This window comes from Ottowia thiooxydans DSM 14619, assembly GCF_000422885.1.
Classification (GTDB): domain Bacteria; phylum Pseudomonadota; class Gammaproteobacteria; order Burkholderiales; family Burkholderiaceae_C; genus Ottowia; species Ottowia thiooxydans.
Window position 1 is genome coordinate 548,209 of sequence record NZ_KE383942.1, and the last position, 23,273, is coordinate 571,481.

Sequence of the window (23,273 nt, forward strand, 5' to 3'; positions counted from 1 at the left end):
CGCTTAAAAGATCACGCTCCTGGCCACGTCTGGTGGTGTGAAGGCGGAATTGCTCGATGAAAGAGCAATTTCGTCAGAGCATGGCGTGGCTGCACACATGGGGCAGTCTGGTTTCCGGGTGGCTCCTGTACTTCATCTTCGTCTGCGGTACCGCAACGGTATTTCACCTGGAGATCACGCGTTGGATGCAACCGGAGCGGGCACTCGTCAAGGACGTGCCGGCAGCTTCTGCGCCCGAGATGATCGAACACGCCCTGGCTTACCTGGAGCGTCATGCGGCAGGTGCTACACGTTGGGACATCTTTTTGCCTCACGACAAGCATCGGCATAAGCAGGAGACGCGTTCTTATCTCGCGGTAGGCTGGGAAAGCAGCATGACGGGGCAAGTGAATCTGGACCCTGGAACCGGTTCAATCATTGCACCGGTTTCATCCAGGGCGACCAAGGGTGGGGACGCGTTCATGGAGCTGCACAGCGAGCTCCACTACATGGCGCCGGCGATTGGCATACGCATTGCGGGGGTCGCGGCGGTGCTGGCCCTGACGGGCATCGCCACGGGCGTGATTGTTCACCGTAGAGTCTTCAAGGATTTCTTCACCTTTCGTCCCGGGCGAGGTCAACGCTCCTGGCTGGATGGGCATAACGTGGCAGGCGTCATGGGTTTGCCCTTCTTTGTGATGATCATTTACAGCGGGCTGGTGTACTTTGACAGCGATACGCTGCCAGTACCCATCGCCGCCATCTATGGGGTGTCGGCCGACGCGCACGAACGCTTTCACGGTGAGCTTCCCAACGAGCCCGAACCTTCCGGTGCGGTAGGGCGTCCTGTTGCGTCCATTGCGCAGATGTTTGAACGCGCCGAACACGTGTTGGGACGTGGGGAGGTCGCGCGCATCATTATTACCAACCCAGGTAGTGGGCGGCTGCAGGTCGATCTGAGGCGCCCCTACGGCAGCGAGATGCCGCGCTACGAAACTGCTGACAACACACTGCGCTTCGATGGCACGACAGGTGCGCGTCTTGTCTTTCCTGAGTATGGGCCTGGCATTCGCTACCGATGGTTTCTGCTCAGCTTGCACGATGGCTGGTTCGCCGATGCCTGGATGTTGTGGCTGTATCTTCTTTCAGGGCTGCTCGGGTGCGTGATGATCGGCTCCGGCCTGACACTCTGGGTGATCAAGCGCCGGGCCAAGCATGCTCAGCGCCAAGACTTGCCTTGGGGCATAACGATGGTGGCACGCCTGAACCTCGCCTTCATAGCGGGCTTGCCAGTCGCCATTGCAGCCTTTTTCTGGGCCAATCGACTTTTGCCCTTGGGCATGCCCGAACGCGCCGAATGGGAATTGCATTGTTTGTTTTTCACCTGGGGGTGGCTGGCCATCTATAGCCTGTGGCGCTCCGAAGAGAAAGCCTGGGTGGAAGTCCTGATGCTGGCGAGCGCTGCCTTCGGGTTCATCCCGCTACTCAATGCCCTGACGACTGATCGCCACTTGGGCGTGACGATCCTCGCAGGTGACTGGGGCCTTGCCGGCTTTGATCTGAGCATGCTGATTCTGGCATTGTGCTTCGGTGCTATTGCGCGCAGGCTGCATCTTCGATGGGCTCGACCTCCTAACGCGCCAGGAGCCGCCGAATTGGCTGTGAAGCGAGAACTGACGGCATGAGTGCCTCAAGCCTTCTCATCCGGTCTCGTTTGGGCGAACGCACTCGTCATCGCCTGAGCGTGGCCTCGCGTGTGATGGCCGCTGCCGTTGGAGGTTACTTGTTGACCTCTGCGTTGGCGGTACTGCTGGCGTTGTTGTTGCCCGTGGCACGTTCACAGGCCGTCGTACTGGGAACGGATCTAGGGTTCCTGCTCGCCATCCCTATCCTGCTATGGGCTTTCCACACGCGCAGTGCCTTGCGTGCATGGGGCTGGTTGTTGGCATGGACAGGCATGGTGGCGCTTTTGTCCTGGTACCTGATCAGAGGTGGCGCAGCATGATGCCGAGCCTGCCGTTTCAATGGCATCTGCTGGTGCTGCTTATCAACCTGGGCGGCTTGACGTGTCTGGCCTTGTCTTCCGAGCGTGAGGGGGAGCTACTGCTGAAACGTGCACCTGGCAAGCGCCTGCGTTGGGTCTTGCGCGGTGGCGGCTGGGCTTGGCTGGCATGGGCCCTTGCAGTGTGCATGCTGAAGTGGCGCTACAACTTCGGGCTAGTTCTGTGGCTAGGCTGGTTAACGGTAGCCGCGACTGCCTTGGTGTTTTCCGTGGCCTATTGGCCATGGCGAAAACGTGGTGCCCGGGTTCTCCACGGCAAGCCAGAACCAGCTGTGCAAGCGTCGCCTGAAGGCATCACCTCATTGGATCTGAAGCGCGCTTGGCACTTGACGCTATGTCTTTCAATGGTTGGCTTGCCTTTGCTTTTTGCTTGGCTTTTGTACACAAGAATTTTGACACCATGAATAGCTATCAATATGCACTGTTGGCTTCCCTTGCCGCTTTGATGGCGCCCCTGGCCCATGCTGACTATCTCTGGCTGCAGCGTGAAGGCCCGCAAGCCGTGGTGCGTGCGGGCGAGTTACATAGGCCTCTCGCGCGCCTGCCAGATCTGACTGATCCCAAGCCCGTTTCTTCAGAAGGCAAGCCGGCGCTTTCCCATGAGCAGACTGAAGCGAACTTCAGATTCGCACTTGGCACAGGCGATACGCGTTTTGTGGCCACGCGCGCCAGTTCTGATGGCGTGCTGACCTATTTTCAGGCCCGATTCGGAAGGCTGGAGACCAAGGCCGTCAATGATCTGGAGTTGGTACCCACCCAGCAGGGCAGCAACAGCTTTCGCCTGTTTTTCAAAGGCCGGCTGGCGAACGCCAGCCGGGTGAACGTGGAGACTGCCGCTGGCTGGCGTAAGTCGTTAACGCCCAACACGGATGGCACCGTGACGCTGGACACGCCCATCCCTGGCCTCTACGTGTTGGAGGTCAGTGCGAAGGTGAACAACGCCACTGTCAACATCGAGGGAAAGAAGTATGAGGACGTGCGCTATACAGCTACTCTGAGCTTTGAGGTCAACCCGTAATGGAGGGAGGTCCGAGGGCGTTTTCTATCCTGAAGCGTTGGGGCATCTTAGGAACGGTTCTATACAAAATCTTTGGTTGCAGGTCGCCAGCCCAGCGGAATTAACCCGATGAGTGAACTCACTGTTTTGCAACGCCTGCGCTTGGCTCGCCTACGCCCTACCTCGGCACGCATTGGTGTGCTGCAGGTGGTGGAAGCCGCAGGCCTGGCGAGCATCCGCGCTGAAGACGTATTCCGCCGGATGTTGGAGCGCGGTACACCAGTCAGTGCAGGCACCATCTACAGGTGTCTCCAGAAATTCGAGCGAGCAGGGCTTCTGCTGCGTGAGTGGGACCACTCCCGCACGGCGCACTATCGCGTCAAACCAACGCACGACGATACGCAGGTTCTGCGGCTGATCTGCCCGGAGACTGGGCGTGCGTTGATGCTGGCCGACCCGGATCTTTACGCGCGTGTGCTGAACGCAGCTCGCCGCCAAGGCCTGGAGCTCAGAGGCAAGCCACTGTCTATCCAGGCTGCATCTCAAAATCGATGAACCCGCGCTCGACGTTCGTCGATTGCAGCTTCGCACGCACCTTGTCCCCCACTTTCACTGCGTGGCCACGCACTACCAGCAGCTTGCCTTCCGCAGGAGGCGTAAAGATGCGCACCCACGTATTGCCCTTGGAAACACCTGTCACCACGCCATTGAAGATATCGCCAATGCGTGACTCAAGCAGGAGCGCCGCTTCGGATTTGCGCAACTGCCGCTCAACCTTATTGGCAGCGTCTTCCTGCCGGGTGCAATGCGCCGCCAGAAATTCCAGTTCGCTATCTGAGTAGGGTGAGGGCGCTCCAGACAAGGCTGCTTTAATCAAGCGCTGAGTCACCAGGTCAGGAAACCGGCGGTTGGGGGCGGTGGAGTGTGAGTAGTCGCGTACCGCCAACCCGAAGTGGCCAATTTTGGGGCCACCAGGCCGATCCACAGCATATTCGCCGCGCCCCATCAGTTTGACGATGGTTAGGGACAGGTCGGGAAATCGCACCGGGTCCCTTCGGCGTTGCTTCACCAGAAAACTCTCCAACGCAAGTGAATCAGGCTCCGGCGGCAGTGTCTCGCCGTATTCAGCTGCGATTTCAGCGATGCGCGCCCAGCGCTCAGGCGAGCGGACAACCCGGCGGATGGATGAGCGGTGCTTGCCAGCCAGGAAGCGGGCCGTCACACCATTGGTGGACACCATGAACTCTTCGATCAACTGGCGGGCGTGATTTTGCTCTTGCTGGCGGATGTCCACCACTTGATCGCCATCGAACACCGCCTTGGGTTGAAAGGTCTGGAATTCCAGAGAACCTTTTTCTCGCCGCATGGCACGCAGCTGCTGCGCTACCGAATGCTGGGTGCGCAACTGCTGATCCATGCCGGGTACTCTGGCCGCCGCTTCGGGAAGCGGGCCCTGGCCATCAAGCCAGGCGGCAACTGAGTCGTAAGCCAGTTTGGCTTTGTTGTGTACGCGCGCACGGAAAATGTCCGAGGCCGCCAGCGAGCCATCGGGTTTGAGCACCATCTCGGTCACTGTGGCCGCGCGAATCTCATGAGGATTGAGCGAGGTCAGATCGGTGGAGAGCTTTTCCGGCAGCATAGGGAAGATGCGTGCAGAGGTGTAGACCGAGCTGGTGTTGGCTTGCGCGTGCTGATCGATCGGTGTGTTCTTGGCCACCAGGATGTCGACGTCGGCTATGGCAATGAGGATTTTGACCTCGCCACCTGGCAGCAATTCGCTGACCGAAAGTTGGTCCAGATCGCGAGAGTCGTCATTGTCTATTGAGCACCAGAGCAGGCCGGTCAGATCGGCCAGACTGGCGCTTTCTTTGGTCTCCGATGTGGGAATGGTTTCGAGCTGTTCCAGTGCCTCTTTCGAGAACTCCGGCTTCAGCCCGCGTTCGTGCATGGCTGCCACGGCCAGTTCGGCCAACTCTTTTTTCTGGTGAGGATGCAGACCCATGAGGCAGTACTCCAAATAAACGCTGCCAGCCAAGCCGCCCGGCAGCATGGCCCCATCTTAGCCCGCGGGGCTGCCTTTACTGCCTCATGTCTTGGACAAGGTGTGGAGCGGTATGTCGTGCTCGCGTGCCAGGGCATCCAATTGCGCCCGTGTTTTGCCAGCAGCCCAGCCCGCAATGGCTTTTCGAGTGGCCGGCGCGAGTAGCGTTTTTGCATTTGGTACAGGCAGGCCGACTACTCGGCACAAGGCCGCCGCAAAATGCGGTTCCAGCGCGGCCACCGCCACACGCCCGTCTTTGCAGGCGTAAACGCCGTAGCCGGCATGCGCGCCGCCCACGGCGCCTTTGGGTGTTGTGAGACCCCACCCACGCGGAAGAGCCAGCCAGCCAGCGGCGTCGGAAAGCGCGATTTCCTGACGAACACCCTTGGCACTCGCACGCGCCGCGAGCACCGTTGCCAGCACGGCTTCACTGCTCATCAGTGCGCCCGCCATGTCGGCGAACAAGGTGGCGGGTAGTTCAAGCGCTGGCACCAGCCCAGCTTCAGCCAGATAGGTGAGATCGTGCCCTGGTTCCTCGGCTCGTTCTCCAGGTGCACCAACGATGGACACCAGCGAAAGCTGCGGGTGGCGAGCGTGCAGTGCCCTCCATCCAAGCCCGAGCTTGACCAGCGCAGAAGGCCGAAAGGAGGTGAGGAGCACGTCCGTGCGAGCCAACTCACGGTGCAAAGCAGTTTGCCCCTTATCGCTCTTGAGATCGGCTTCCAGCACCCGCACGCCCTGATGCATCGCCTCATAAGCGTTCGGTGCGTACTGACCCATAGGATCAGCCGTGACGCCCGCTCGGCCGGGCGGTTCAATCTTGGTGCAACGAGCGCCCCAAGCATTCAAGCGCATCAGAGCTGCAGGTCCGGGAAGATTGAGTGCGAGGCTGACAACCCGCACGCCACGCAAGGGTTTGATTGATGAAGTGCTGCTCATGGTGTCTCCGTTAGCTGGATTATTTTTCATTTTCTGGATGGCCGGTTCCCTCTGCCCTGCGCTTTTCCTCACTTTTTCTTTTCAACCGTTCAAGGAGCGAAGGCTTGGCATCCGGATCCCCCGGGACCACCGGAGAATTGACCGATTCTGGCGCAGAGCGCGGCTTTGGATTCTTCCATGCCTGGTAGGCACCCAGGGCGAAGAAGAGAAGAAATAGCACTAGAGCGGTCAGCAGAGTCCACTTGATAACCTTGCCCAGCAGTCGCTTGCCGAACAAGCCCACCAGAAAAGCCCACAACAGCGCGATCGGGCCGAAGATCAAATGCATCAACAGCGAACGTCCTACGGACTCGCTGTGGTTGCCTTTGAAGGACAAATGCTTGAGGTCATCGGGGAGCTTGACGCCAAGCTTTTCCGCACGCGCGGCCAATTCATGAGCGGCGTCGCCGTCTTTTTTGACGCCCAGGCCGCGGTCATGGGCGCGCGCCAGACCTACCAGCGCCCACTGGCCCGCAATGTCGTCATCGCCAGCTTCCTCAAGCGCTTGCTGGAATAACTGGACCGCCTTGGTTTGCTCTTCTTTTCCGCTCTCCTTGGTTTCACCTGCCTGGATCATTTCCCCCAGCACACGCTTGGCGTTAGCAGCTACCACGGCTGAGCCATTGTCAATGGCCTCTTGCAACCAGCCTTCGGCCTGCTCGAACGACTGCGCCACCATCTGCCCGCGGCGATGAAGCTGTGCCAGCGCGATCTGAGAATAGGCGTGCCCGTTTTCAGCGGCCGTCATCAGGTGATACAAATACAGCCGGATACCCTCGGGGTCATCTGCCATCGCTACTTGCGTCAGCCACACCTTCCCCGATTCGTCATACCTAAGGCCTTGGTCTGTGATGGCATCGGCCAGGCGGCCATGTGAGAACGGCTCGTCATGCACGTTTGCCGCTTCGATCAGCGTGGGCGCCAAGGCTTGCAAATTGTGGCCGGGAGCACGCCCTTGCACCACCCACCAGTAAGCATTGGCCACAGCGCCATGCCAGCCCAGCTGGTAGGAGCGCAGGTACCAAAACACGGTTTGATCTCCGTCCTGCTTGACGCCACGCCCTTGGCCGTAAGCCACTTCGGCCAAGCGCAATGCGCACAACGCAATGCCTTCGTCAGCGCCTTTCTTCCAGGCGTCATAGGCCGGGCCGGCGTCGTCCAGCACTGTGTTCAGGTAGTCACCTAAAGACAGGAATGCCTCCTCGTGTCCCACCGCCACCAAGCGTTTCAACTGCGGCAGAATTTTTGGGTCGTTCTTGTCCGCTGACCAGCGCGCTTGTGTACCTTCCCAAAGCAGCTCCGTGTATTCCGGATCCAGCTCCAGGGCCTTCTCGCTATATTGGATGGCATCCTGATACTTGCGTTCGCTGCGGTCTACCAGCACGCGCCAGTAGTAGCCCAGCGCATCTTGCGGCAATAGTGCAATGGCCTCGTCAATCAATCGTCGGCCGGCGTCCCGTTCCCCCAGGAACATGCACCGGTAAAAGCCAAGCACGGACTTCGACAGGCGCTTCAGCCGCTGCTTACCCAATGGCGTTAGCGAGGCTTGCTCCGGCGCGTTGAGGTATTTCTCCACCTCCCCGATGGAGCCGCCCCATTCCGGACGCAAGCTGTGCAGTTTGGCGGCATGAAGCGCGTAGGAAGCAGGGTCTACCGCCAATCCATAGCTATACCAGTCCTGCCCTTTGGGAAAGCCCAGTCCCTTTGCGGTTTCATCGCCGGCTATCCATACCATGCGGCCAATCATGGAAAGCGCCAACCCTGGGTTTTTTACCCTCAGTGCGGCGCGATAAAACAACTGGCAAGCCTCGTTGAAGCACTCGTGCATGCGGCTCCACTGTGCTTGCGAAACCTCGTTGGCTGTTGTGGATCCGCGTGCCTGCCTGCCACAGGCCCAAAGATATTGGCCGCGCATCATCAGTGCGGCATAGCTCTCAGGAGATCTGCGAAGCCATTGCGCCGTGGCTTCGTCAACAGAGCGCAGCGCGCTGGCGCCAGCCCCTACAGCGGTGGCTTCCGCTTCACTGTCTGGATCGCGCAGGTATTCATTGTGTAGTTCGAGCAACCAGTTTTCACAGGCGTCGAATTGGTGACCGAGCAGGTAGCTGCGCGCGGTTTGAAGATAGAGCGTCATGGCGATGACTAAAGAACTGATTTAGAGGCTGGCTGTCGTTGCCAATGTAGCGCAGAGTCTGCCACTCCAAAGCCCGAGCCGATCAGTGCCGCCGTGTCTATTCGCTCGAACTCACACTTTTTTCAATTTCATGAAAGCATCCTTAAAACTAATTGATTGAAAAGGCGTTTGGTTGGGTTTGAGGGGTTTCAGCGTTTGGAGGCGCCAAAATCCAGCGGCAGGCCCACGTAGTTCTCCGCAATGGTCTTCAAGCCACTCTCAGAGTTCATCAAATAGTCCAACTCGGCGTTCTGGAACTTGGAGGTGATGGCCTCATCGTGAGGAAAACGGTGCATGAGCTGAGTGAACCACCACGAGAAGCGCTCGGCGCGCCAGATGCGGCCCAGGCACTTGCGTGAATAGTCGTCTATGCCGGCTTCACTCTTGTCCTTATAGAACTCCACGATGGCGTCATGCAGGAACTTCACATCGGTAGCGGCCAGGTTAAGGCCCTTGGCTCCCGTGGGCGGAACAATATGGCCAGCATCGCCAGCCAGAAACATGCGGCCAAAACGCAGGGGTTCAGTGACAAAGCTGCGCAGCGGTGCAATGCTCTTTTCGATCGAAGGGCCGGTGACCAGATCGCGGCGGCCTTTGTCATCCAGGCGTAGCTTGAGTTCCTGCCAGAAGGCATCATCTGTCCACTCCTCAACTTTGTCAGTGAGCGGAACCTGCAGGTAGTAGCGGCTGCGCGTGGCACTGCGCTGGCTGCACAGCGCAAAGCCGCGTGGGCTATTCACATAGATGAGTTCGTGGTTCACTGGAGGGGTGTCGGCAAGGAGGCCCAACCAACCGAATGGGTAGACCTTTTCATACTCCTTGATGGCGCTACGCGGTGCGCTGGCACGGCATACACCATGAAAGCCGTCGCAGCCCGCGATGAAGTCGCAATCAATGCGCTCGCTTTTCCCGTTTTTTTCGTAGGTGACGTAAGGGTGGGTGCTGTCGAATTCGTGCACGCGCACGTTCTGCGCTTCATACACTGTAGGCAGGCCGGCAGCGGAGCGGGCTTCCATCAAATCCCTGGTCAGCTCGGTCTGCCCATACACCATCACGTTCTTGCCGCCAGTGAGCTTGTTCAGATCCACGCGATGGCGCTCACCGCCAAAGAGCATCTCAATGCCTTCGTGCACCAGGCCTTCCTTGTGCATGCGTGCTCCCACGCCAGCTTCGTCCATCAGATCGATGCTGACCTGCTCCAGAATGCCCGCGCGAATACGGCCCAGCACGTAATCACCAGAAACGCGTTCAACGATCACGGCATCAATGCCGGCCTTGTGCAACAACTGGCCGAGCAGCAGGCCTGAGGGGCCACCGCCCACGATGGCGACTTGAGTGCGCATGAAGATTTCTTTCTTTGAGGGAGGGTAGTTGCACCCCTGTTGGCTTGTCCCTCTGGGGGAGGGTGGGGCGCCCGGCTGTGGGGTGAGGGCTCCGCAGCGGTTGAGCACCCCAGAACTTTCCAGGAGCTTAGGTCGCGCAATTCATCCGCGCCAGTGCTTTCAGCATCCTTTGTGCGATCAGAGAAATAATTGTGCGATCATCGCGCAGAACTATTCACCTACCTGTAGCCATGAGCATCGCTCGCGCAGACACCATCGATGGCCTCGTCAAGGGGCTTGCCGTACTGGAGAGTTTCGATACCGAACGCCAGCGCCTCAATGCCACGCAAACCGCTGATCGTGCGGGCTTGACTCGCGCGGCTGCGCGGCGGCACCTTCTCACGCTCGCACACCTGGGATATCTGGAAACGGATGGAAGCCATTTTTGGCTTAGCCCGAGAGTGTTGCGCTTGTCCGGTGCCTATCTTGCATCCGCTCGGCTGCCGCGCGTGATCCAGCCTACGTTGAACCGGCTGGCCGCCGAAACCCAAGACGTTTATTCCGCCGTGGTACTAGATGGCGACGAAGTGGTCATCATTGCGCGCGGTTCTGGCCTGGCCCCGGTTACCCGGTTGTTGGCTTACGGCATGCACCTGGGGGCAAGGCTTCCCGCGCATGCTACGTCTACAGGCCGGGTTTTGTTGGCCGCACTGCCCAAACACGAACTGAACGACTGGCTGGCTGGCCGCACTCTACCGCGTCTGACACCTCACACCACCACCAACCTGCGTGAGTTCAAGGCACTATTGGCGGAGACTTCCAAGCAGGACTTTTGCGTGGCGAGCGAGGAGCATGAACTGGGCGTTCACGCTGTCGCTGTGCCGCTCAGGAACCCACAAGGGCGTGTGGTGGCGGCGCTGAATGTCATCGTTTCTCAGGGACGAATGCAGGGGACACCGCAGCTTGAACAAGTGCTGGAACGGTTGCGTGAAGCGGCGCGAGAGCTGCGGCAGATGCTTTAGCCACTGAGTTGCGCTGATCTGAAACCAACCCAAAATCATGGTGCAAGGAATTTTTCAGCTAGCATCGATCAGCGATTCACCAATAAAGGAGACATTCATGTTCAGTCACATCATGATCGGCACTAACGATCTCGACCAATCCAAGCAGTTCTACGATACCGTGCTGGGCACGCTTGGGGTGAAACCCGGCGTCGTGGACCGCCACCGGGTGTTCTGGCGTACCCCTGGCGGCACGTTCAGCGTGAGCAAGCCCATCGATGGCGAACCGGCTACGCTTGCCAATGGAGCGACCTTCGGTTTCAAAATGGAATCGCCAGAGCAAGCCGATCAGTTTTATGCGGCCGCGCTCGCGAACGGTGCTGTGGCTGTGGAAGACCCGCCCGGCTGGCGCGGAGGCCCAAGTGGCGTGTATCTCTGCTACTTTCGCGACCTCGATGGCCACAAGATCTGCGGCCTGCACCGCGCGCCGAAAGCCTGACGACCGGTTCGCAGGCGGGCATCTCCACCCTCACATTTGCTTCAGCCGGATTGGCACGCAGCTGCCAAGCTGCGGGTATGTCCGTAGTGAAAAGGTTGACGTTGTCTGAGAGCCTATGCAAAGTCTCTGCGCGAGGGCCATTGCGCCCGAAAAGCTGTGGATGCAAGGCGAAAAACGCAGGGATACCTTGTGGTATCGCGAGTATTTTCAACGCCGCAGACGCGGTTTTTCGGGCGCAATGGGTCCGCGAGGAGACTTTGAATAGGCTCTTATACCTTCAGCGCTTAAGCAAATGCATTTTTCCACTTTGTGGAAAGCTAGACTCGTCTTTCAGAAAAAATCAATCTGCAGACTAATCAAACGAGGATGTTCATGATCTACACCCGCCGCGTCGTTCACTTGGCTGTACTGGCAACCCTTGCCAGTGTGGCCGTTCCCACGATGGCGCAAAGCCCAGCGGCATGGCCTAATAAGCCGGTGCATTTCGTCACGCCTTATCCTCCTGGTGGGTCGTCGGATGTCATCACCCGGTTCATCGCTGATGGCGTCTCGCGCGTGCTGGGCCAGCCTGTCGTCGTCGAGAACAAGCCCGGGGCGGCTGCCACTATGGGCACCGACTATGCGAGCCGCCAAGCGCCCGATGGCTATTCGTTCCTGGTGGCGCCAACCGCTGCTGTGGCGCTGGCACCCTACCTGCTGAAGACCGTCAAGTACAGCTATCAGAACTTCGAACCTGTGGCGAAGCTGGCCTCCTCGTATGGTTTGGTCACCGCGCGGAAAGACGCCCCTTTTTCCGACTACAAAGGAATGATCGCCTACGCCAAAGCGAATCCCGGTAAGCTCACGTTTGCGACCAACGGCGTAGGCTCCATCGTGCACATGACAGGTGTTTTGCTGCACAAGGAAACTGGCGTACAGCTGGTGCACATTCCATACAAAGGGGCCAGCGAATCCACCGTTGATTTGATGGGCGGGCGCATCGATCTCATGTACGACCCAGCCACGGCCACTCGCGTGAAGGCTGGTGATCTCAAAGGTCTGGCGACCAACAGCAGCGTTCGCAACCCCGAGCTTCCGGATATCCCGACGCTCAAGGAGCAGGGTTTCGGTGATGGCAGCTCGTTCAGCTGGTTCGCCATCTTCGCGCCCAAAGGCACGCCTCAGCCTATCGTTCAGCGCATGGCGGAGGCGGTACGCCAAGTGCTTGATGCCCCCGAAGTGAAAAAGCAATTGCAGCTGTCGGCCCTCTATCCCAACTACGAAGACCCTGCCACGTTCGCCAAGTCACTGAAGCGCGATGCTGAGTTGCTTCAGAAGGTCGTCAAGGACGAAGGCCTGAAGATAGATTAGATGTTCCGGTGGGTGGCAAGGCCCGTCAGTGGCCTGCTGCCTTGATGGCTTGTAGTGAAAGCCTTTCCCACGCTCTACACCTGAAGCGCTTACCGGTGACGAGCGAAGGCCACCACGTTCGCAACCTCGGCCACGTGATCGGCTAGTTCCGTGGCCAGCGCTTCCAGCTTCTTGCGCCCCTCCGGCAGCAGGTGAACCTCTACCTGCCTACGATCGGTGGCGCTGGTCCGGCGCTCCACCAGACCTGCCTCTTCACAACGTGAAATCAGCGCAACCACACCATGCGGTTGCGCCTGCAGGCGTTCTGCAATTTCACTGATCGACGCCCATTCGCGTCCCGCGAACCCCTGCGTGTGCAGCAGCGCCTGGTATTGCAGGATTGTGATGCCGTGTGCCCGCGCCGCATCTTCGCTAAAGCGCAGAAAGCTGCGAAGCCTGAATCTGAAGTCTGACAAGGCTTCGAGTCGCGCCTTGTCGATAGGCATTCTGGGGGGAGACATGGCAGCCAGTGCAGTGAGTGGGTCAATGAAGGCAATCAACCGACTGTAGCAGGGCTCCGAAAACGCTGAGGGTAATTACTCATACTGTGAGGTATTAAAACCTCATAACATGACATAGATTAGTAAGCAATCTGTAAGTATTCAAGGAGATGAGCTAGTGTCTTTACGGATAAAAAGGAAGAAGGATTTCATAGCGGGCCTCATGTTCGCCACTGTCGGGGCGGCATTCGCGATCGGTGCGTTTGATTACACGGTGGGTAGCGCTGCACGAATGGGCCCCGGCTATTTCCCGTTGATGGTGGGTGTGTTGCTGACCGTGCTGGGCTCGGCAGTGGCCTTGTCTGCAGTAGGGTCCAGCCCCGGTGGAAATGGCGAACCCGTGGGAAGGATTGCCTGGAAGCCCTTGGGCTTCATCATTGGCGCTAACCTCTTGTTCGGGGTGCTGCTCGCGGGAGTGCAATCCCTGGGCCTGCCTGCCATGGGGCTGATTGTGGCGGTGTATGCGCTGGTTATTGTGTCCTGCATGGCTGGAGCCGCGTTCAGCATGAAGGCGTCACTGGTGCTCGCCACCGTGTTGGCCGTGGGGAGCTATCTCACCTTCGTTCTCGGTTTGGGCTTGCAGTTCCAGGTGTGGCCGACCTTCATTAGCAGCTGAGCGCCATGGAAGATCTCATCAATAACCTATCGCTCGGTTTCGCCACGGCCATCAGCCTGCAAAACCTGCTGTATGCCTTCCTCGGCTGTTTGTTGGGGACGCTGATCGGCGTGTTACCCGGGATCGGGCCGACGGCCACGGTAGCCATGTTGTTGCCAGCCACCTACGCGCTACCGCCCGTGGCTGCGCTGATCATGCTGGCGGGTATTTACTACGGCTCTCAGTATGGCGGATCGACCACCGCCATTTTGGTCAACCTTCCGGGTGAAGCATCATCCGTGGTCACTACGATTGATGGGCATCAGATGGCCAAGAAGGGGCGTGGCGGTCCTGCTCTCGCCGCTGCCGGCCTGGGCTCCTTCTTTGCTGGCTGCGTGGGCACGTTGATGCTCGCTGCGTTTGCCGTGCCACTGACGGAAGTCGCTTTCAAGTTTGGCCCGGCGGAGTATTTCTCTCTGATGGTGCTGGGCCTGATCGGCGCGGTCGTGCTGGCTTCGGGGTCACTCCTCAAGGCCATTTGCATGATCCTGCTGGGATTACTGCTCGGCCTGGTGGGCACTGACGTCAATTCAGGCGTGGCACGATACGCTTTCGATGTGCCGGAACTCACCGACGGTCTGAGCTTCATCGCCGTGGCTATGGGGGTATTTGGCTATGGCGAGATCATCTTCAATCTGGCGCGGCCAGATGAAGATCGTGAGGTATTCACTGCCAAAGTCTCTGGCCTGTTGCCTTCCGGGAAGGACTTGAAGCGCATGGTTCCGGCCGTGCTGCGCGGTACTGCTCTAGGTTGCTCGTTGGGCATCCTGCCAGGGGGCGGTGCAATGTTGTCGGCCTTTGCCGCCTACACCATCGAAAAGAAAACCAAGCTTGCCCCAGACGAGGTGCCTTTCGGCCAAGGCAATATCCGCGGTGTGGCGGCGCCTGAGGCGGCCAACAATGCAGGAGCGCAGGCGTCTTTCATTCCTATGCTGACTCTGGGCATTCCGCCCAATTCCGTGATGGCGCTGATGGTTGGGGCCATGACCATTCACAACATCCAGCCCGGTCCGCAAGTGATGACCAGCAACCCTGAGCTGTTCTGGGGCCTGATTGCTTCAATGTGGATAGGCAACTTGATGCTGGTGATCTTGAATCTGCCCTTGATCGGCCTTTGGGTGAAGCTGCTCACGATTCCCTACCGCTGGCTGTTCCCCGCCATTGTGTTGTTCTGCGCTATTGGCGTGTACTCCACCAACAACAACGTGTTCGACATCTGGTTGATCGCTATCTTCGGCGTCGTGGGTTATGGTTTCCTCAAGCTGAGCTGCGAACCTGCACCACTCCTGCTGGGCCTGATTCTGGGCCCGATGATGGAAGAAAACCTGCGCCGTGCGCTGTTGCTTTCACGCGGCGACTGGACTGTGTTAGCTACACGCCCCATCTCACTGGGACTGCTGCTGGGGGCCGTGTTGCTGTTAGTGATCGTGTTGGCACCTTCTGTTCGTTCCAAGCGCGAGGAAGCGTTTGTCGAAGAGGCAGCCTGAGAAGGTGTGAACGAATCCCCCATTCCTACCTTGACCGAAAAAAAGCCGCCTTGACCCGGCGGCTTTTGACGGCCCTCGCGAACATACTGGATTCATTCACACCTCCTGAATTTTCAGCTTCAATAGATCGCATTGGGCGATAGGGAAACGCCATGGAGTAAATTCGATGTGCGGCCATTTTTCGAATTGGACTTGATCGGAGATATAGCGCTTCCGAGACTGTGTTCAGGTAGTGCTCTGCAGCCGGTGGCAGCAGTCATCAAGTGAATGAGGTGGGCCGTACACCATTGTTGCCTTTGCATGTAGAACCTCGATGCAGCGGCTTCAGTTCTGCTTCATGTTCCTGGCGTAGGCTCCGCTGCATGCGACTCCTCCTGATTGAAGACGATTCCTCCTTGGGCAGCTCCCTGCAATCTTGGCTGCAGATGGATGGTTACGCGGTTGATTGGCTAACGCGCGGCGACCAGGCGGCCACCGCGCTGGCTACGCATGAGTACCACTGCGTACTACTTGATCGGGGCCTGCCGGGTCTTGATGGTGATGCGGTGCTGAAAGCCCTGCGCGCTGCCGGAACATCACGCGCACAGCTGCCGGTGATTGTGATTACGGCGCGCGACACGCTGGCCGACCGTGTTCAAGGTCTGGATCTAGGTGCGGATGACTATCTGGTCAAGCCCTTCGATCTGGAGGAGCTTTCTGCGCGTGTTCGCGCGGCCCTGCGCCGCAGCGCGGCCCAGCCAACACCGGTGCTCCAACATGGCTCGGTCGTTCTGGATCCCGCTGCGAAGCGCGTGACGCTGGATGGGACGGCGCTTACGCTCACGGCGCGGGAGTTCGCTGTTCTGCAAGCGATGATGCGCCGACCTAGCCATATTCTTAGCCGCGCCCAGCTGGAGGAAGCCCTCTATGGGTGGGGCGAAGAGGTGGAGAGCAATGCCATCGAGGTTCATATCTACAACCTGCGCAAGAAGCTCGGTAACCGCTTTATTGTGACCGTGCGCAATCAGGGCTACGGATTGGCGCCGGCATGAAAATTCCAAAATGGTCGCCTGGCTGCAGTCGGCTCAAGACAGCGAAGCTTGCACCCTCACCCGGAGGTTGGTCGCTGCGGCGGCGCCTGCTCCTGATGGTGATGGGCACCAGCATCAGTTTGTGGCTGGTGAGTTTGGGTATTGTGGTGGGTGTCGCCTGGTTTGCCACCAGTGAAGTGTTCGACGATGCGTTGGAGGAAGGCGCTCGCCTGGTGCTGCAGATAGGCGTTCAAGGCGGGCCTGCCGCTAATGCAGATCCAAGCCAACGCCTTGGCGCCACCGAGGCACTGAAGCTGCGCATGTATTACCAACTCGTGGCCTCAGACGGGCGAGTGTTGATACGAGGGGAGGGCACACCGGAGACGGCTTTTCTTCCCAATGCCCAGCACAAGGAGGAAGCCACCGTCTGGGTGGACAACAAACTCTGGCGGGTACACGCGCGTGCTGGCCGGGATGGCGTCACTGCGCAGGTGGGGCAGCCGATGGAGGAGCGGCTGGAGCTGTTGGAGGACATGGCCGAAAGCCTGATATGGCCTGCGTTGGGCCTATTGGTGCTGCTCGGCTTCTTGAGTTGGTTACTGATTCGGCGTTTGCTGCGGCCGCTGGAGGATACGGCTTTGCGCATTAGCGCCAAGTCTCTTGATGATCTGACTCCCGTTCAAGCGCAAAACCCCCCGCGCGAACTGCAATCGATCCTGGCCGCCCTCAATACCTTGTTGGCGCGTTTGGGTACGGCCCTGAACAGTGAGCGGCGTTTCACTGCAGATGCAGCGCATGAATTGCGCACACCGCTTGCCGCGCTGCGCATGCGCGTGCAGCTCATAGAGCGAGAGCTTAAGCTGCCCAATCAGCACTTGCAGCAATTGCGTGCTGACCTGGATCGCTGCACCGCGTTGGTGGAAAGCCTGCTGGCACTGGCTCGGCTGGAGCCTCAGGCCACCCCGTTGAGCCGGGAGGCGGTGGATCTGAACGCGGTGCTCGACAGCTTGAGCCTGGAGGGCGCGCAAGCGATGCAGATTCGGGTGGAACGATCCTTGGCCGAGCCGCAGATATGGGCTTCAGGGTCGCTATTGGCAAGTGCTTTGCGTAATCTGCTCGACAACGCGGTGCGCTATGGCCGCGAAGGAGGCCGGGTGCGCATCGAAACCTCGCGGTTGCCGCAAGGCGGCGTTCGCCTGGCCGTGCGCGATGACGGCTTGGGGGTGCCTTCTGATCAACGAGATCGTCTTGGGGAGCGCTTCTTTCGGGTGCTGGGTACAGGCAAGACCGGCAACGGTTTGGGCTTGTCTATCGTCGCGCGCATCGCGGAGTTGCACGGCGCATCCTTGCATTTCGAAGATGGGCTCGATGGCCGTGGCCTCGGCGTGGTGCTGGATTTTCCATCCAACCTATAAATTATCAGCAACCTCAGGCACTTCAGATTGCCTTCATGTTCAACCCCTCCAATAGGCTTATTCCGCAATAGGCGGAATTCTTTCCCTACAACAAGGAGTTGAACCATGAAAAAAACCGTTTCCGCATTTGCCGCCGCTGTCGTGCTGGCCCTTGGCGCCACTGTGGCGATTGCTCAGTCTGCAAATTACAGCGGGCCGAGCACCGCGCCTAAAGCCGTGGCTGCCGGCGCCTACTCGGGCCCTAGCGTCGTACCGCTGATGACAGTCAAGCAATTGATCGACACAGGGCGCGACGATCAACACGCGCGTTTGCAAGGCCGCATCGTCTCGCACAATGGTGGGGAGCATTACTCTTTCGAGGATGCAACGGGTCGTATCACCGTAGAGATCGACCACGATAAATTCCCGGCAGGCCAGACCATCAGTGCGGAGAGTCGCGTGGAACTGCTGGGCGAGTTCGACAAAGGTTTGCGCAAGACCGAATTCGAAGTGGAGCGCATGGCGTTGATGCCCTGAGGTCTATCTATCGTCTGTCTGGGGGCGAGAGTTTTAGCGAGTGGCACTTCTGGAAGGGAACCATGAGTGCCAACCGGGGATCTATTCGTGTGAACACGTCCTATTTGATCCCTTTTCTTTCTGTACTCAGATGGCGATCAACGCCTGCGACTACACAACCCGATTCAACAAGGAAACTGATGAGCACCGAAGAAATCCGCGCCATTGTCACGGTCTGCCTGCTGGCCGCTTATGCCGACGGAGACAAGCACGATCGCGAACGCGAGCAGATCCGCCAAGTCGCTGAAGGCTTGGCGCAAGACCAGCAGATCAATCTGCCTGGTCTCTACCAGGACGTACTGATGCGCCGTGTTCAGTTGGCGGACGTGCTGCCAAAACTGGTTAGCAGCGAAGCGCGTCAGTTGGCCTACGAGATGGCTGTGTGCGTATGCGAAGCCGACGGCCAAACCAGCCCGCAGGAGCAGGCTTTCCTGGGTCAATTGAAGCAGGCGCTCGGGCAGGCACCTACTGAATTTGCCGCGCAGGCAGACACTTTGTCGGCTGCGCCGTTGGCCGCCTCAGCCGGCGCATTGCCGGAGGTCGTGAAGGCCGGGCAGGCAGTGCCGCATCCAGTTGCCGTGGATGCTCTGCCTGATACCGATGCAACGCGACGCACCGGAACCCTGTCTGCCGCAGACATGGATCGCAAGATTCTCAACGCGGCAATCCTCAACGGCGCCATCGAACTGCTGCCAGAAAACCTATCCACTCTGGCCATCATTCCGCTTCAGATGCGGATGGTCTATCAGGTTGGTCAGAGTTACGGCTACGAGCTGGACAGTGGCCATATCAAGGATCTGCTGGCTACAGTGGGCGTCGGGTTGACCTCGCAGTACCTGGAGCAGGCGGGTCGCCGGCTGCTTTCAGGTTTGTTGGGTAAGGGCATTCTCGGCGGCCTGGGCCGGCAAGCGGTGAGTAGCGGCATGAGCTTTGCCGCCACCTACGCGTTAGGTCACGTTGCCAATCAATACTACGCGGGTGGTCGCACCCTGAGCACTCAGATGCTGCGCGACGCCTACCAGCATGTCATGGCAGATGGCCGCCAATTGCAAACCCAATACCTGCCGCAGATGCAGGAGGTGGCCCGTGGACTGAACACCGCCAAGATCATGCAAATGGTGCGCGGTAAATGATCCCAGGCATGTGAGTCGCGCTGGCTTTGAAGAGATCAATTCTGCGGACGAGGCACATCTTGCCCGCCCACAGAAATTCGAAGCCCGTTTCAATCTTTCTTGCGCCTATTCTTAGCACGGAGCCCCACCGTCCCAGCTAACAGCAGGCCGGTGAGCATCAGGCCCCATGCTTGCAACGTTGGCACCGCCGTGACCGCCGTGACGGGCTGAGGCGGTGGCGCCAGCTCGAAATTGGCAGACAAACTTCCGCCTGACTGGGTGGTGTTGAAAACCACGTTATCGACGGCCCCGCGGAATACGCCTGCCCACCCAGACCCCATGAAGGGGATCACACTGATCACCACGCTGGCGCTGCTGTACGGCGACGCTGTGCCATTGCAGGTGCCGCCGGTTGCAAACACAGAAAAAGCGCAATACCCAGACAGGCTGGGAGTCCACATGATGGACGAAGCATTGACCGTAGATGTCACCCATGTATTGACTGCTGGGTCTGTATTGGTCTGGTAGTACGGCTCGAATATCAAATAACTCCGGTCTGCCGTAGTGGCGGAGTTGCCGTCTTCGTCTATCCAAAGCGTAAACGCTGGCGCTTGAGCGGTGGGGTTGGTGCTGCTCGCATCGCGGTACCAGTCGTACTGTGCTGAGCTGAACTGGGCCAAGGTACCCAACGCCCCGAAACTCGTGGGACTTGCCGCGTCATAGCGCCATTCCGTGCTACCCGAGATGCTCGGTGACGTCATCAGAATAGACCCGTTACCGCTTCGTGCGTAGTCAGCCGTGATGCCGGTGCTGGCACCCGAGCTTGCGGCCCGGTACCACTGCTGATCGACCGCCGCATCGTCGCTGGATGTCATGCCGGAAGGCGTTGTTACTGTCGCTGCTTGCACACCGGCTGCGGCGCCCAGACCAATCAATCCAGCGACGATGACCGAAAAATTGCGGTGACAGCGATGCATAACGTCTCCCTTGCATTTTGTAGTTCACAAAGTCTACGCCTCACGGAATGCGTTAACAAGGTGCGTCTAGCCGTGGAAAACCCGCGTATCCCCTTGTCGTGAAAAGGATTTTTTAGAACAATAGTCCGCAGAATGGTCGTTGATGGGTGCTTGCGGCTAGCGGGGTTTGGGCACCGAACCTGGGCACACTCATGAACCTCAGGTCTTGAACGCGTTAGCGGTGGCCTTGCTGCGCTTGATTGCAGGGTTTGACTGGGCGGAGCTGATCAGCTCTTGCGCTCTGCGCTTGGCCAGTTCTTTGTAGAGTGATTCTGATGTGCGGAGAATTTTGGAGAGCGCCTTGGTGGCGCCTTCCTCATCGCGCGCGCGCAGCGCTTTGATCAGCTCTCTTCTGAAGGCCACGCCTCCCGAAACCTGATCAGAACCAACCTCCGCCATTAACTCCTGCCATGCCTGAGTCAGGCCGCGCACTACGATGACCGCGACGGTATTGCCGGCGCTTTCAGCTAGCATGTTGTGAAACTCAACATTGATTCGAATGCGGTCTTCTGACCGGCCTTCGGCGTGAGCGGCGGCTGACTGATTCACGTTGTCTTCGAGCGCGTCGATCTGCGCTTCGGTGAGCCTTTCGCATGCAGCGGGTATCAGGGCGCCTTGAATCCACTGGCGTGCTTCAAACAACTCAGAGATCGATACGCTGCTCAGTCGGAGCAGGTCAGACATGGCCCCAGAGACAACGCTCGCCTTGCCTGCGGTGATGAAGGTGCCGCCGTATTTGCCGAGCCGTGTCTCCAGTAAGCCGCCAGTGACCAGTGCTCTGAGAGCTTCACGCAAAGCCGACCGGCTAATGCCCAACAGGGTGCTGAGTTCGCGTTCAGACGGAAGCCTGTCTCCGGGATGGAGTGCACCGTTGAACAACAGCGCTCTAACTTTTTCTGCCGCCTCATCAGTTGTTCGCAATCTCTATCTCCATCTGCACTGAACCACAGGGTTGCAGTGTATGACGAGAGCGTCTCCCGTGACCCCGAATGGATTGAGCTGTGCTCAAAGAGTGTGGTGGGTGAGTGCGAAGCGGGGGGCTTGCGCATTTCATTTCTTTGGGAATACACTATGGTCAGACCATTAAAAATAGCTTGCATCTGAGATCGCACTCAACCGGCAATGGCTTCGAGCTGAGCTCGAAACGGGGTTTGGTTTGGGCGCTGGATGGAGCCGCAATGGGTTTGGTTCGTTCTGGATCTTCGTTCTGCTCAAAGGAGTTCATCGATGTCACCATGCAAATCTGCTCTCACTCGTCGCCACGGAATCGGTGTGTTCCTGGTGGGTGTCGCCTGTACGCTCGCCTCTTTCGGGCAAGTGCAGGCGCAGGCTCAGCCCCAAGCGCAGGCTTGGCCTACGCATCCAGTCAAGTTGATCAGTCCATGGCCTGCTGGCGGCAGTAACGATACGTTTTCGCGCCTCATCGCCACGCGCCTCACCACCACGCTGGGGCAGCCGGTCATTGTGGAGAATCGTCCTGGAGCCTCGGGAACGCTGGGCGTGAGCCAGGTGGCGCGTGCTCCCGCAGACGGCTACACCTTGGTGATGGGAAGCTCCCCCACTCACGCCACAGCGCTCAGCATCTATCCGCAGCTGAGTTACCACCCCGTGAAAGACTTTTCGCCTATCACGTTGGTCGGTTCGTCCGCCAATGGGTTGGTCGTACACCCCTCTGTACCAGCGAACAGCGTGGCCGAGTTGATCGCCTTGGCGAAGTCAAAACCCGGAAAGCTGAGCTATGCCTCCACCGGAAGCGGCTCTTCACAACACCTATCTGCAGAGCTGTTCAAGGTCATGGCTGGTGTAGACATGCTTCACGTGCCCTACAAGGGGGCTGCACCAGCGGTCTCGGACATCGTGGCAGGGCACATCAATCTCGGATTCCATAACTTGGTGGATGTACTGCCGCATGTGAAGGCAGGCACGCTTCGGCTACTGGCCGTGACTTCGGCGCAGCGAAGCAAAGCGCTGCCTGAAACCCCGACGATCGCCGAGTCGGGTGTGCCTGGGTACGCGGCTGAAGTGTGGTTTGGCATCTTTGCACCTGCGAAGACACCTCGCCCCATTGTCGACAGACTCCACCGCGAAATCAGCGCCGCTCTTTCAGAGCCTGAAATTCGCGCCAGATTCGACGCCTCAGGCATGGAGGTGGTTGCAAGCGGCCCAGACGCATTCGCCCGTTACGTGCAGGAAGAAATCACCAAATGGTCCGACATCGTTCGTCGGGCAGACGTCAAACCTAACTAATTTCTACACGAACTCAAGGAGATCAATCCAATGACTTTTTCAGTACTTGCTCGTTGTGAGACTACAGGCATGTTCGGGATGGCTATCGCCACGCGTCCCATTGCCATCGGTGCCAAGTGCCCCTTTGTGCGGGCCAAGATTGGTGGCTTGGTGGTGCAAGCCAACGGTGATCCACGTTTGGGTACACTGGGCTTGAAGCTTTTGGAAATGGGCTACTCCGCAGAAAAGGTGCTGAAGGAGTTGCTTGACAGCGATGGAGCGGCGAATATTCCATGGCGGCAGATCTCGGTCGTCGATAAAGACGGCAGAACGGCTGCACATACCGGTAGTACGAACGAAGAATGGGCCGGCCAGGTGGTGCGGAAAAACCTGGTGGTCATTGGCAACCGTTTGTCCAATGACAAAGTGGCGCAGGCCATGGCTGATGGGTTCGAGAACGCCGAGGGTGAGCTGGCTCATAAGCTGCTCGCCTCACTGGAAGCTGGTCGAGACGCGGGTGGTCAGGTCGCGGGCCAATATTCAACGGCGCTGCAGGTGCATCACGAACGCAGCTACGCCTGGGTGGATTTGAGGGTCGATGAGCACAACGAGCCCATTGCCGAACTTCGCCGCCTGTACGGTTTGTATGTTCCGTTGATCCCGTACTACCAGGAACGTCCTTCCAATCCGTCCATGCCCCGGGATGACGATTGGCGCAAGGAGCTTGGGATCAAGGGTGGCCCGCGGTAATCCCCAAATCAGTCACTGTATCTTTTGATGACTCGATGCCTGCTCGATGTCTCATCGCAGGCAGCGAGCGATGTGCGGCTGCAAACCCGTCGGCAGATTTTGCCTA

At 58.7% G+C, this 23,273-nt stretch carries 23 protein-coding genes; 16 read left to right on the top strand and 7 right to left on the bottom strand.

Annotated elements, in window-relative coordinates:
- Positions 1-56: 56 nt before the first annotated feature.
- The 5 genes from G518_RS0128980 (at position 57) to G518_RS0129005 (ending at position 3,593) form a co-directional block, all read left to right on the top strand.
- Positions 57-1,664 (top strand): PepSY-associated TM helix domain-containing protein, encoded by a 1,608-nt coding sequence (locus G518_RS0128980; RefSeq protein ID WP_028605457.1) that lies wholly within the window; start codon positions 57-59, stop codon positions 1,662-1,664.
- The gene (locus G518_RS0128985; protein ID WP_051237521.1) at positions 1,661-1,984 is read left to right on the top strand and encodes a hypothetical protein; all 324 of its coding nucleotides are present in this window, start codon (positions 1,661-1,663) and stop codon (positions 1,982-1,984) included. Before G518_RS0128980 ends, G518_RS0128985 begins: the two co-directional genes overlap by 4 nt.
- Positions 1,981-2,445, top strand: coding sequence for a DUF3325 domain-containing protein (locus tag G518_RS38910; RefSeq protein WP_051237522.1), 465 nt, complete (start codon positions 1,981-1,983; stop codon positions 2,443-2,445). The genes G518_RS0128985 and G518_RS38910 overlap by 4 nt, the downstream gene beginning before the upstream one ends.
- Positions 2,442-3,059, top strand: coding sequence for a hypothetical protein (locus G518_RS0129000; RefSeq protein WP_028605459.1), 618 nt, complete (start codon positions 2,442-2,444; stop codon positions 3,057-3,059). The genes G518_RS38910 and G518_RS0129000 overlap by 4 nt, the downstream gene beginning before the upstream one ends.
- A 108-nt stretch (positions 3,060-3,167) precedes the next feature.
- The gene (locus G518_RS0129005; protein WP_028605460.1) at positions 3,168-3,593 is read left to right on the top strand and encodes a transcriptional repressor; all 426 of its coding nucleotides are present in this window, start codon (positions 3,168-3,170) and stop codon (positions 3,591-3,593) included.
- Here G518_RS0129005 and G518_RS0129010 read toward each other — a convergent pair.
- From G518_RS0129010 to pobA, 4 genes are all read right to left on the bottom strand, one after another.
- Complete coding sequence (locus tag G518_RS0129010) at positions 3,565-5,040, bottom strand: RNB domain-containing ribonuclease (RefSeq protein ID WP_028605461.1); 1,476 nt, start codon at positions 5,038-5,040, stop codon at positions 3,565-3,567. The two genes, G518_RS0129005 and G518_RS0129010, sit on opposite strands and share 29 nt — an antisense overlap.
- A gap of 84 nt (positions 5,041-5,124) precedes the next feature.
- On the bottom strand, positions 5,125-6,018 hold the full coding sequence (locus tag G518_RS0129015; RefSeq protein ID WP_028605462.1) for a CoA transferase: 894 nt from the start codon (positions 6,016-6,018) through the stop codon (positions 5,125-5,127).
- Positions 6,019-6,037: 19 nt separating this feature from the next.
- Positions 6,038-8,191: a DUF4034 domain-containing protein gene (locus G518_RS0129020; protein WP_028605463.1), complete on the bottom strand. Its 2,154-nt coding sequence runs from the start codon at positions 8,189-8,191 to the stop codon at positions 6,038-6,040.
- A 188-nt stretch (positions 8,192-8,379) separates the two neighbouring features.
- Positions 8,380-9,573 carry a 4-hydroxybenzoate 3-monooxygenase gene (gene pobA / locus G518_RS0129025; RefSeq protein WP_028605464.1) on the bottom strand — a complete coding sequence of 398 codons (1,194 nt, stop codon included), beginning with the start codon at positions 9,571-9,573 and terminating at the stop codon, positions 8,380-8,382.
- A 230-nt stretch (positions 9,574-9,803) separates the two neighbouring features.
- Between pobA and G518_RS0129030 the strand changes: the two genes are divergently transcribed.
- From G518_RS0129030 to G518_RS37520, 3 genes are all read left to right on the top strand, one after another.
- Positions 9,804-10,574: an IclR family transcriptional regulator domain-containing protein gene (locus G518_RS0129030; protein WP_028605465.1), complete on the top strand. Its 771-nt coding sequence runs from the start codon at positions 9,804-9,806 to the stop codon at positions 10,572-10,574.
- A 97-nt stretch (positions 10,575-10,671) separates the two neighbouring features.
- Positions 10,672-11,052 carry a VOC family protein gene (locus G518_RS0129035; RefSeq protein WP_028605466.1) on the top strand — a complete coding sequence of 127 codons (381 nt, stop codon included), beginning with the start codon at positions 10,672-10,674 and terminating at the stop codon, positions 11,050-11,052.
- A 372-nt stretch (positions 11,053-11,424) separates the two neighbouring features.
- Entirely contained in the window at positions 11,425-12,402 is a 978-nt protein-coding gene (locus G518_RS37520; protein WP_169458024.1) for a Bug family tripartite tricarboxylate transporter substrate binding protein, read from the top strand.
- An 89-nt stretch (positions 12,403-12,491) separates the two neighbouring features.
- On the opposite strand, the gene G518_RS0129045 is transcribed toward G518_RS37520, so the two are convergent.
- Positions 12,492-12,911: a MarR family winged helix-turn-helix transcriptional regulator gene (locus G518_RS0129045; protein WP_028605467.1), complete on the bottom strand. Its 420-nt coding sequence runs from the start codon at positions 12,909-12,911 to the stop codon at positions 12,492-12,494.
- A 193-nt stretch (positions 12,912-13,104) separates the two neighbouring features.
- Here G518_RS0129045 and G518_RS0129050 point away from each other — a divergent pair, with 193 nt between their 5' ends.
- From G518_RS0129050 to G518_RS0129075, 6 genes are all read left to right on the top strand, one after another.
- Entirely contained in the window at positions 13,105-13,557 is a 453-nt protein-coding gene (locus G518_RS0129050) for a tripartite tricarboxylate transporter TctB family protein (protein ID WP_051237524.1), read from the top strand.
- Positions 13,558-13,562: 5 nt separating this feature from the next.
- Positions 13,563-15,083 (top strand): tripartite tricarboxylate transporter permease, encoded by a 1,521-nt coding sequence (locus G518_RS0129055; RefSeq protein ID WP_028605469.1) that lies wholly within the window; start codon positions 13,563-13,565, stop codon positions 15,081-15,083.
- A 362-nt stretch (positions 15,084-15,445) separates the two neighbouring features.
- Positions 15,446-16,114, top strand: a complete 669-nt coding sequence (locus G518_RS0129060) for a response regulator transcription factor (RefSeq protein ID WP_028605470.1) — start codon at positions 15,446-15,448, stop codon at positions 16,112-16,114.
- On the top strand, positions 16,111-17,508 hold the full coding sequence (locus G518_RS0129065; RefSeq protein WP_028605471.1) for a sensor histidine kinase: 1,398 nt from the start codon (positions 16,111-16,113) through the stop codon (positions 17,506-17,508). Before G518_RS0129060 ends, G518_RS0129065 begins: the two co-directional genes overlap by 4 nt.
- Before the next feature lie 105 nt (positions 17,509-17,613).
- Positions 17,614-18,024, top strand: coding sequence for a YgiW/YdeI family stress tolerance OB fold protein (locus G518_RS0129070; protein ID WP_028605472.1), 411 nt, complete (start codon positions 17,614-17,616; stop codon positions 18,022-18,024).
- Between the two features lie 179 nt (positions 18,025-18,203).
- On the top strand, positions 18,204-19,196 hold the full coding sequence (locus G518_RS0129075; RefSeq protein ID WP_028605473.1) for a YcjF family protein: 993 nt from the start codon (positions 18,204-18,206) through the stop codon (positions 19,194-19,196).
- 89 nt (positions 19,197-19,285) lie between these two features.
- On the opposite strand, the gene G518_RS0129080 is transcribed toward G518_RS0129075, so the two are convergent.
- Both G518_RS0129080 and G518_RS0129085 read right to left on the bottom strand, forming a co-directional pair.
- Complete coding sequence (locus G518_RS0129080; RefSeq protein WP_028605474.1) at positions 19,286-20,152, bottom strand: hypothetical protein; 867 nt, start codon at positions 20,150-20,152, stop codon at positions 19,286-19,288.
- 198 nt (positions 20,153-20,350) lie between these two features.
- Entirely contained in the window at positions 20,351-21,112 is a 762-nt protein-coding gene (locus tag G518_RS0129085; protein ID WP_028605475.1) for a FadR/GntR family transcriptional regulator, read from the bottom strand.
- 306 nt (positions 21,113-21,418) lie between these two features.
- On the opposite strand from G518_RS0129085, the gene G518_RS0129090 reads away from it, so the two are divergent.
- Both G518_RS0129090 and G518_RS37525 read left to right on the top strand, forming a co-directional pair.
- Positions 21,419-22,438 carry a tripartite tricarboxylate transporter substrate binding protein gene (locus tag G518_RS0129090; protein ID WP_036596382.1) on the top strand — a complete coding sequence of 340 codons (1,020 nt, stop codon included), beginning with the start codon at positions 21,419-21,421 and terminating at the stop codon, positions 22,436-22,438.
- A gap of 30 nt (positions 22,439-22,468) precedes the next feature.
- Positions 22,469-23,167: a DUF1028 domain-containing protein gene (locus G518_RS37525; RefSeq protein ID WP_051237525.1), complete on the top strand. Its 699-nt coding sequence runs from the start codon at positions 22,469-22,471 to the stop codon at positions 23,165-23,167.
- The last annotated feature ends 106 nt before the right edge of the window (positions 23,168-23,273 follow it).

What these genes read in the sequence shown, in the direction of transcription:
- G518_RS0128980 (WP_028605457.1), top strand. Translation starts at nt 57, where the DNA reads ATGAAAGAGCAATTTCGTCAGAGCATGGCGTGGCTGCACACATGGGGC.
- G518_RS0128985 (WP_051237521.1), top strand. Translation starts at nt 1,661, where the DNA reads ATGAGTGCCTCAAGCCTTCTCATCCGGTCTCGTTTGGGCGAACGCACT.
- G518_RS38910 (WP_051237522.1), top strand. Translation starts at nt 1,981, where the DNA reads ATGATGCCGAGCCTGCCGTTTCAATGGCATCTGCTGGTGCTGCTTATC.
- G518_RS0129000 (WP_028605459.1), top strand. Translation starts at nt 2,442, where the DNA reads ATGAATAGCTATCAATATGCACTGTTGGCTTCCCTTGCCGCTTTGATG.
- G518_RS0129005 (WP_028605460.1), top strand. Translation starts at nt 3,168, where the DNA reads ATGAGTGAACTCACTGTTTTGCAACGCCTGCGCTTGGCTCGCCTACGC.
- G518_RS0129010 (WP_028605461.1), bottom strand. Translation starts at nt 5,040, where the DNA reads ATGGGTCTGCATCCTCACCAGAAAAAAGAGTTGGCCGAACTGGCCGTG.
- G518_RS0129015 (WP_028605462.1), bottom strand. Translation starts at nt 6,018, where the DNA reads ATGAGCAGCACTTCATCAATCAAACCCTTGCGTGGCGTGCGGGTTGTC.
- G518_RS0129020 (WP_028605463.1), bottom strand. Translation starts at nt 8,191, where the DNA reads ATGACGCTCTATCTTCAAACCGCGCGCAGCTACCTGCTCGGTCACCAA.
- pobA (WP_028605464.1), bottom strand. Translation starts at nt 9,573, where the DNA reads ATGCGCACTCAAGTCGCCATCGTGGGCGGTGGCCCCTCAGGCCTGCTG.
- G518_RS0129030 (WP_028605465.1), top strand. Translation starts at nt 9,804, where the DNA reads ATGAGCATCGCTCGCGCAGACACCATCGATGGCCTCGTCAAGGGGCTT.
- G518_RS0129035 (WP_028605466.1), top strand. Translation starts at nt 10,672, where the DNA reads ATGTTCAGTCACATCATGATCGGCACTAACGATCTCGACCAATCCAAG.
- G518_RS37520 (WP_169458024.1), top strand. Translation starts at nt 11,425, where the DNA reads ATGATCTACACCCGCCGCGTCGTTCACTTGGCTGTACTGGCAACCCTT.
- G518_RS0129050 (WP_051237524.1), top strand. Translation starts at nt 13,105, where the DNA reads ATGTTCGCCACTGTCGGGGCGGCATTCGCGATCGGTGCGTTTGATTAC.
- G518_RS0129055 (WP_028605469.1), top strand. Translation starts at nt 13,563, where the DNA reads ATGGAAGATCTCATCAATAACCTATCGCTCGGTTTCGCCACGGCCATC.
- G518_RS0129060 (WP_028605470.1), top strand. Translation starts at nt 15,446, where the DNA reads ATGCGACTCCTCCTGATTGAAGACGATTCCTCCTTGGGCAGCTCCCTG.
- G518_RS0129065 (WP_028605471.1), top strand. Translation starts at nt 16,111, where the DNA reads ATGAAAATTCCAAAATGGTCGCCTGGCTGCAGTCGGCTCAAGACAGCG.
- G518_RS0129070 (WP_028605472.1), top strand. Translation starts at nt 17,614, where the DNA reads ATGAAAAAAACCGTTTCCGCATTTGCCGCCGCTGTCGTGCTGGCCCTT.
- G518_RS0129075 (WP_028605473.1), top strand. Translation starts at nt 18,204, where the DNA reads ATGAGCACCGAAGAAATCCGCGCCATTGTCACGGTCTGCCTGCTGGCC.
- G518_RS0129080 (WP_028605474.1), bottom strand. Translation starts at nt 20,152, where the DNA reads ATGCATCGCTGTCACCGCAATTTTTCGGTCATCGTCGCTGGATTGATT.
- G518_RS0129090 (WP_036596382.1), top strand. Translation starts at nt 21,419, where the DNA reads ATGTCACCATGCAAATCTGCTCTCACTCGTCGCCACGGAATCGGTGTG.
- G518_RS37525 (WP_051237525.1), top strand. Translation starts at nt 22,469, where the DNA reads ATGACTTTTTCAGTACTTGCTCGTTGTGAGACTACAGGCATGTTCGGG.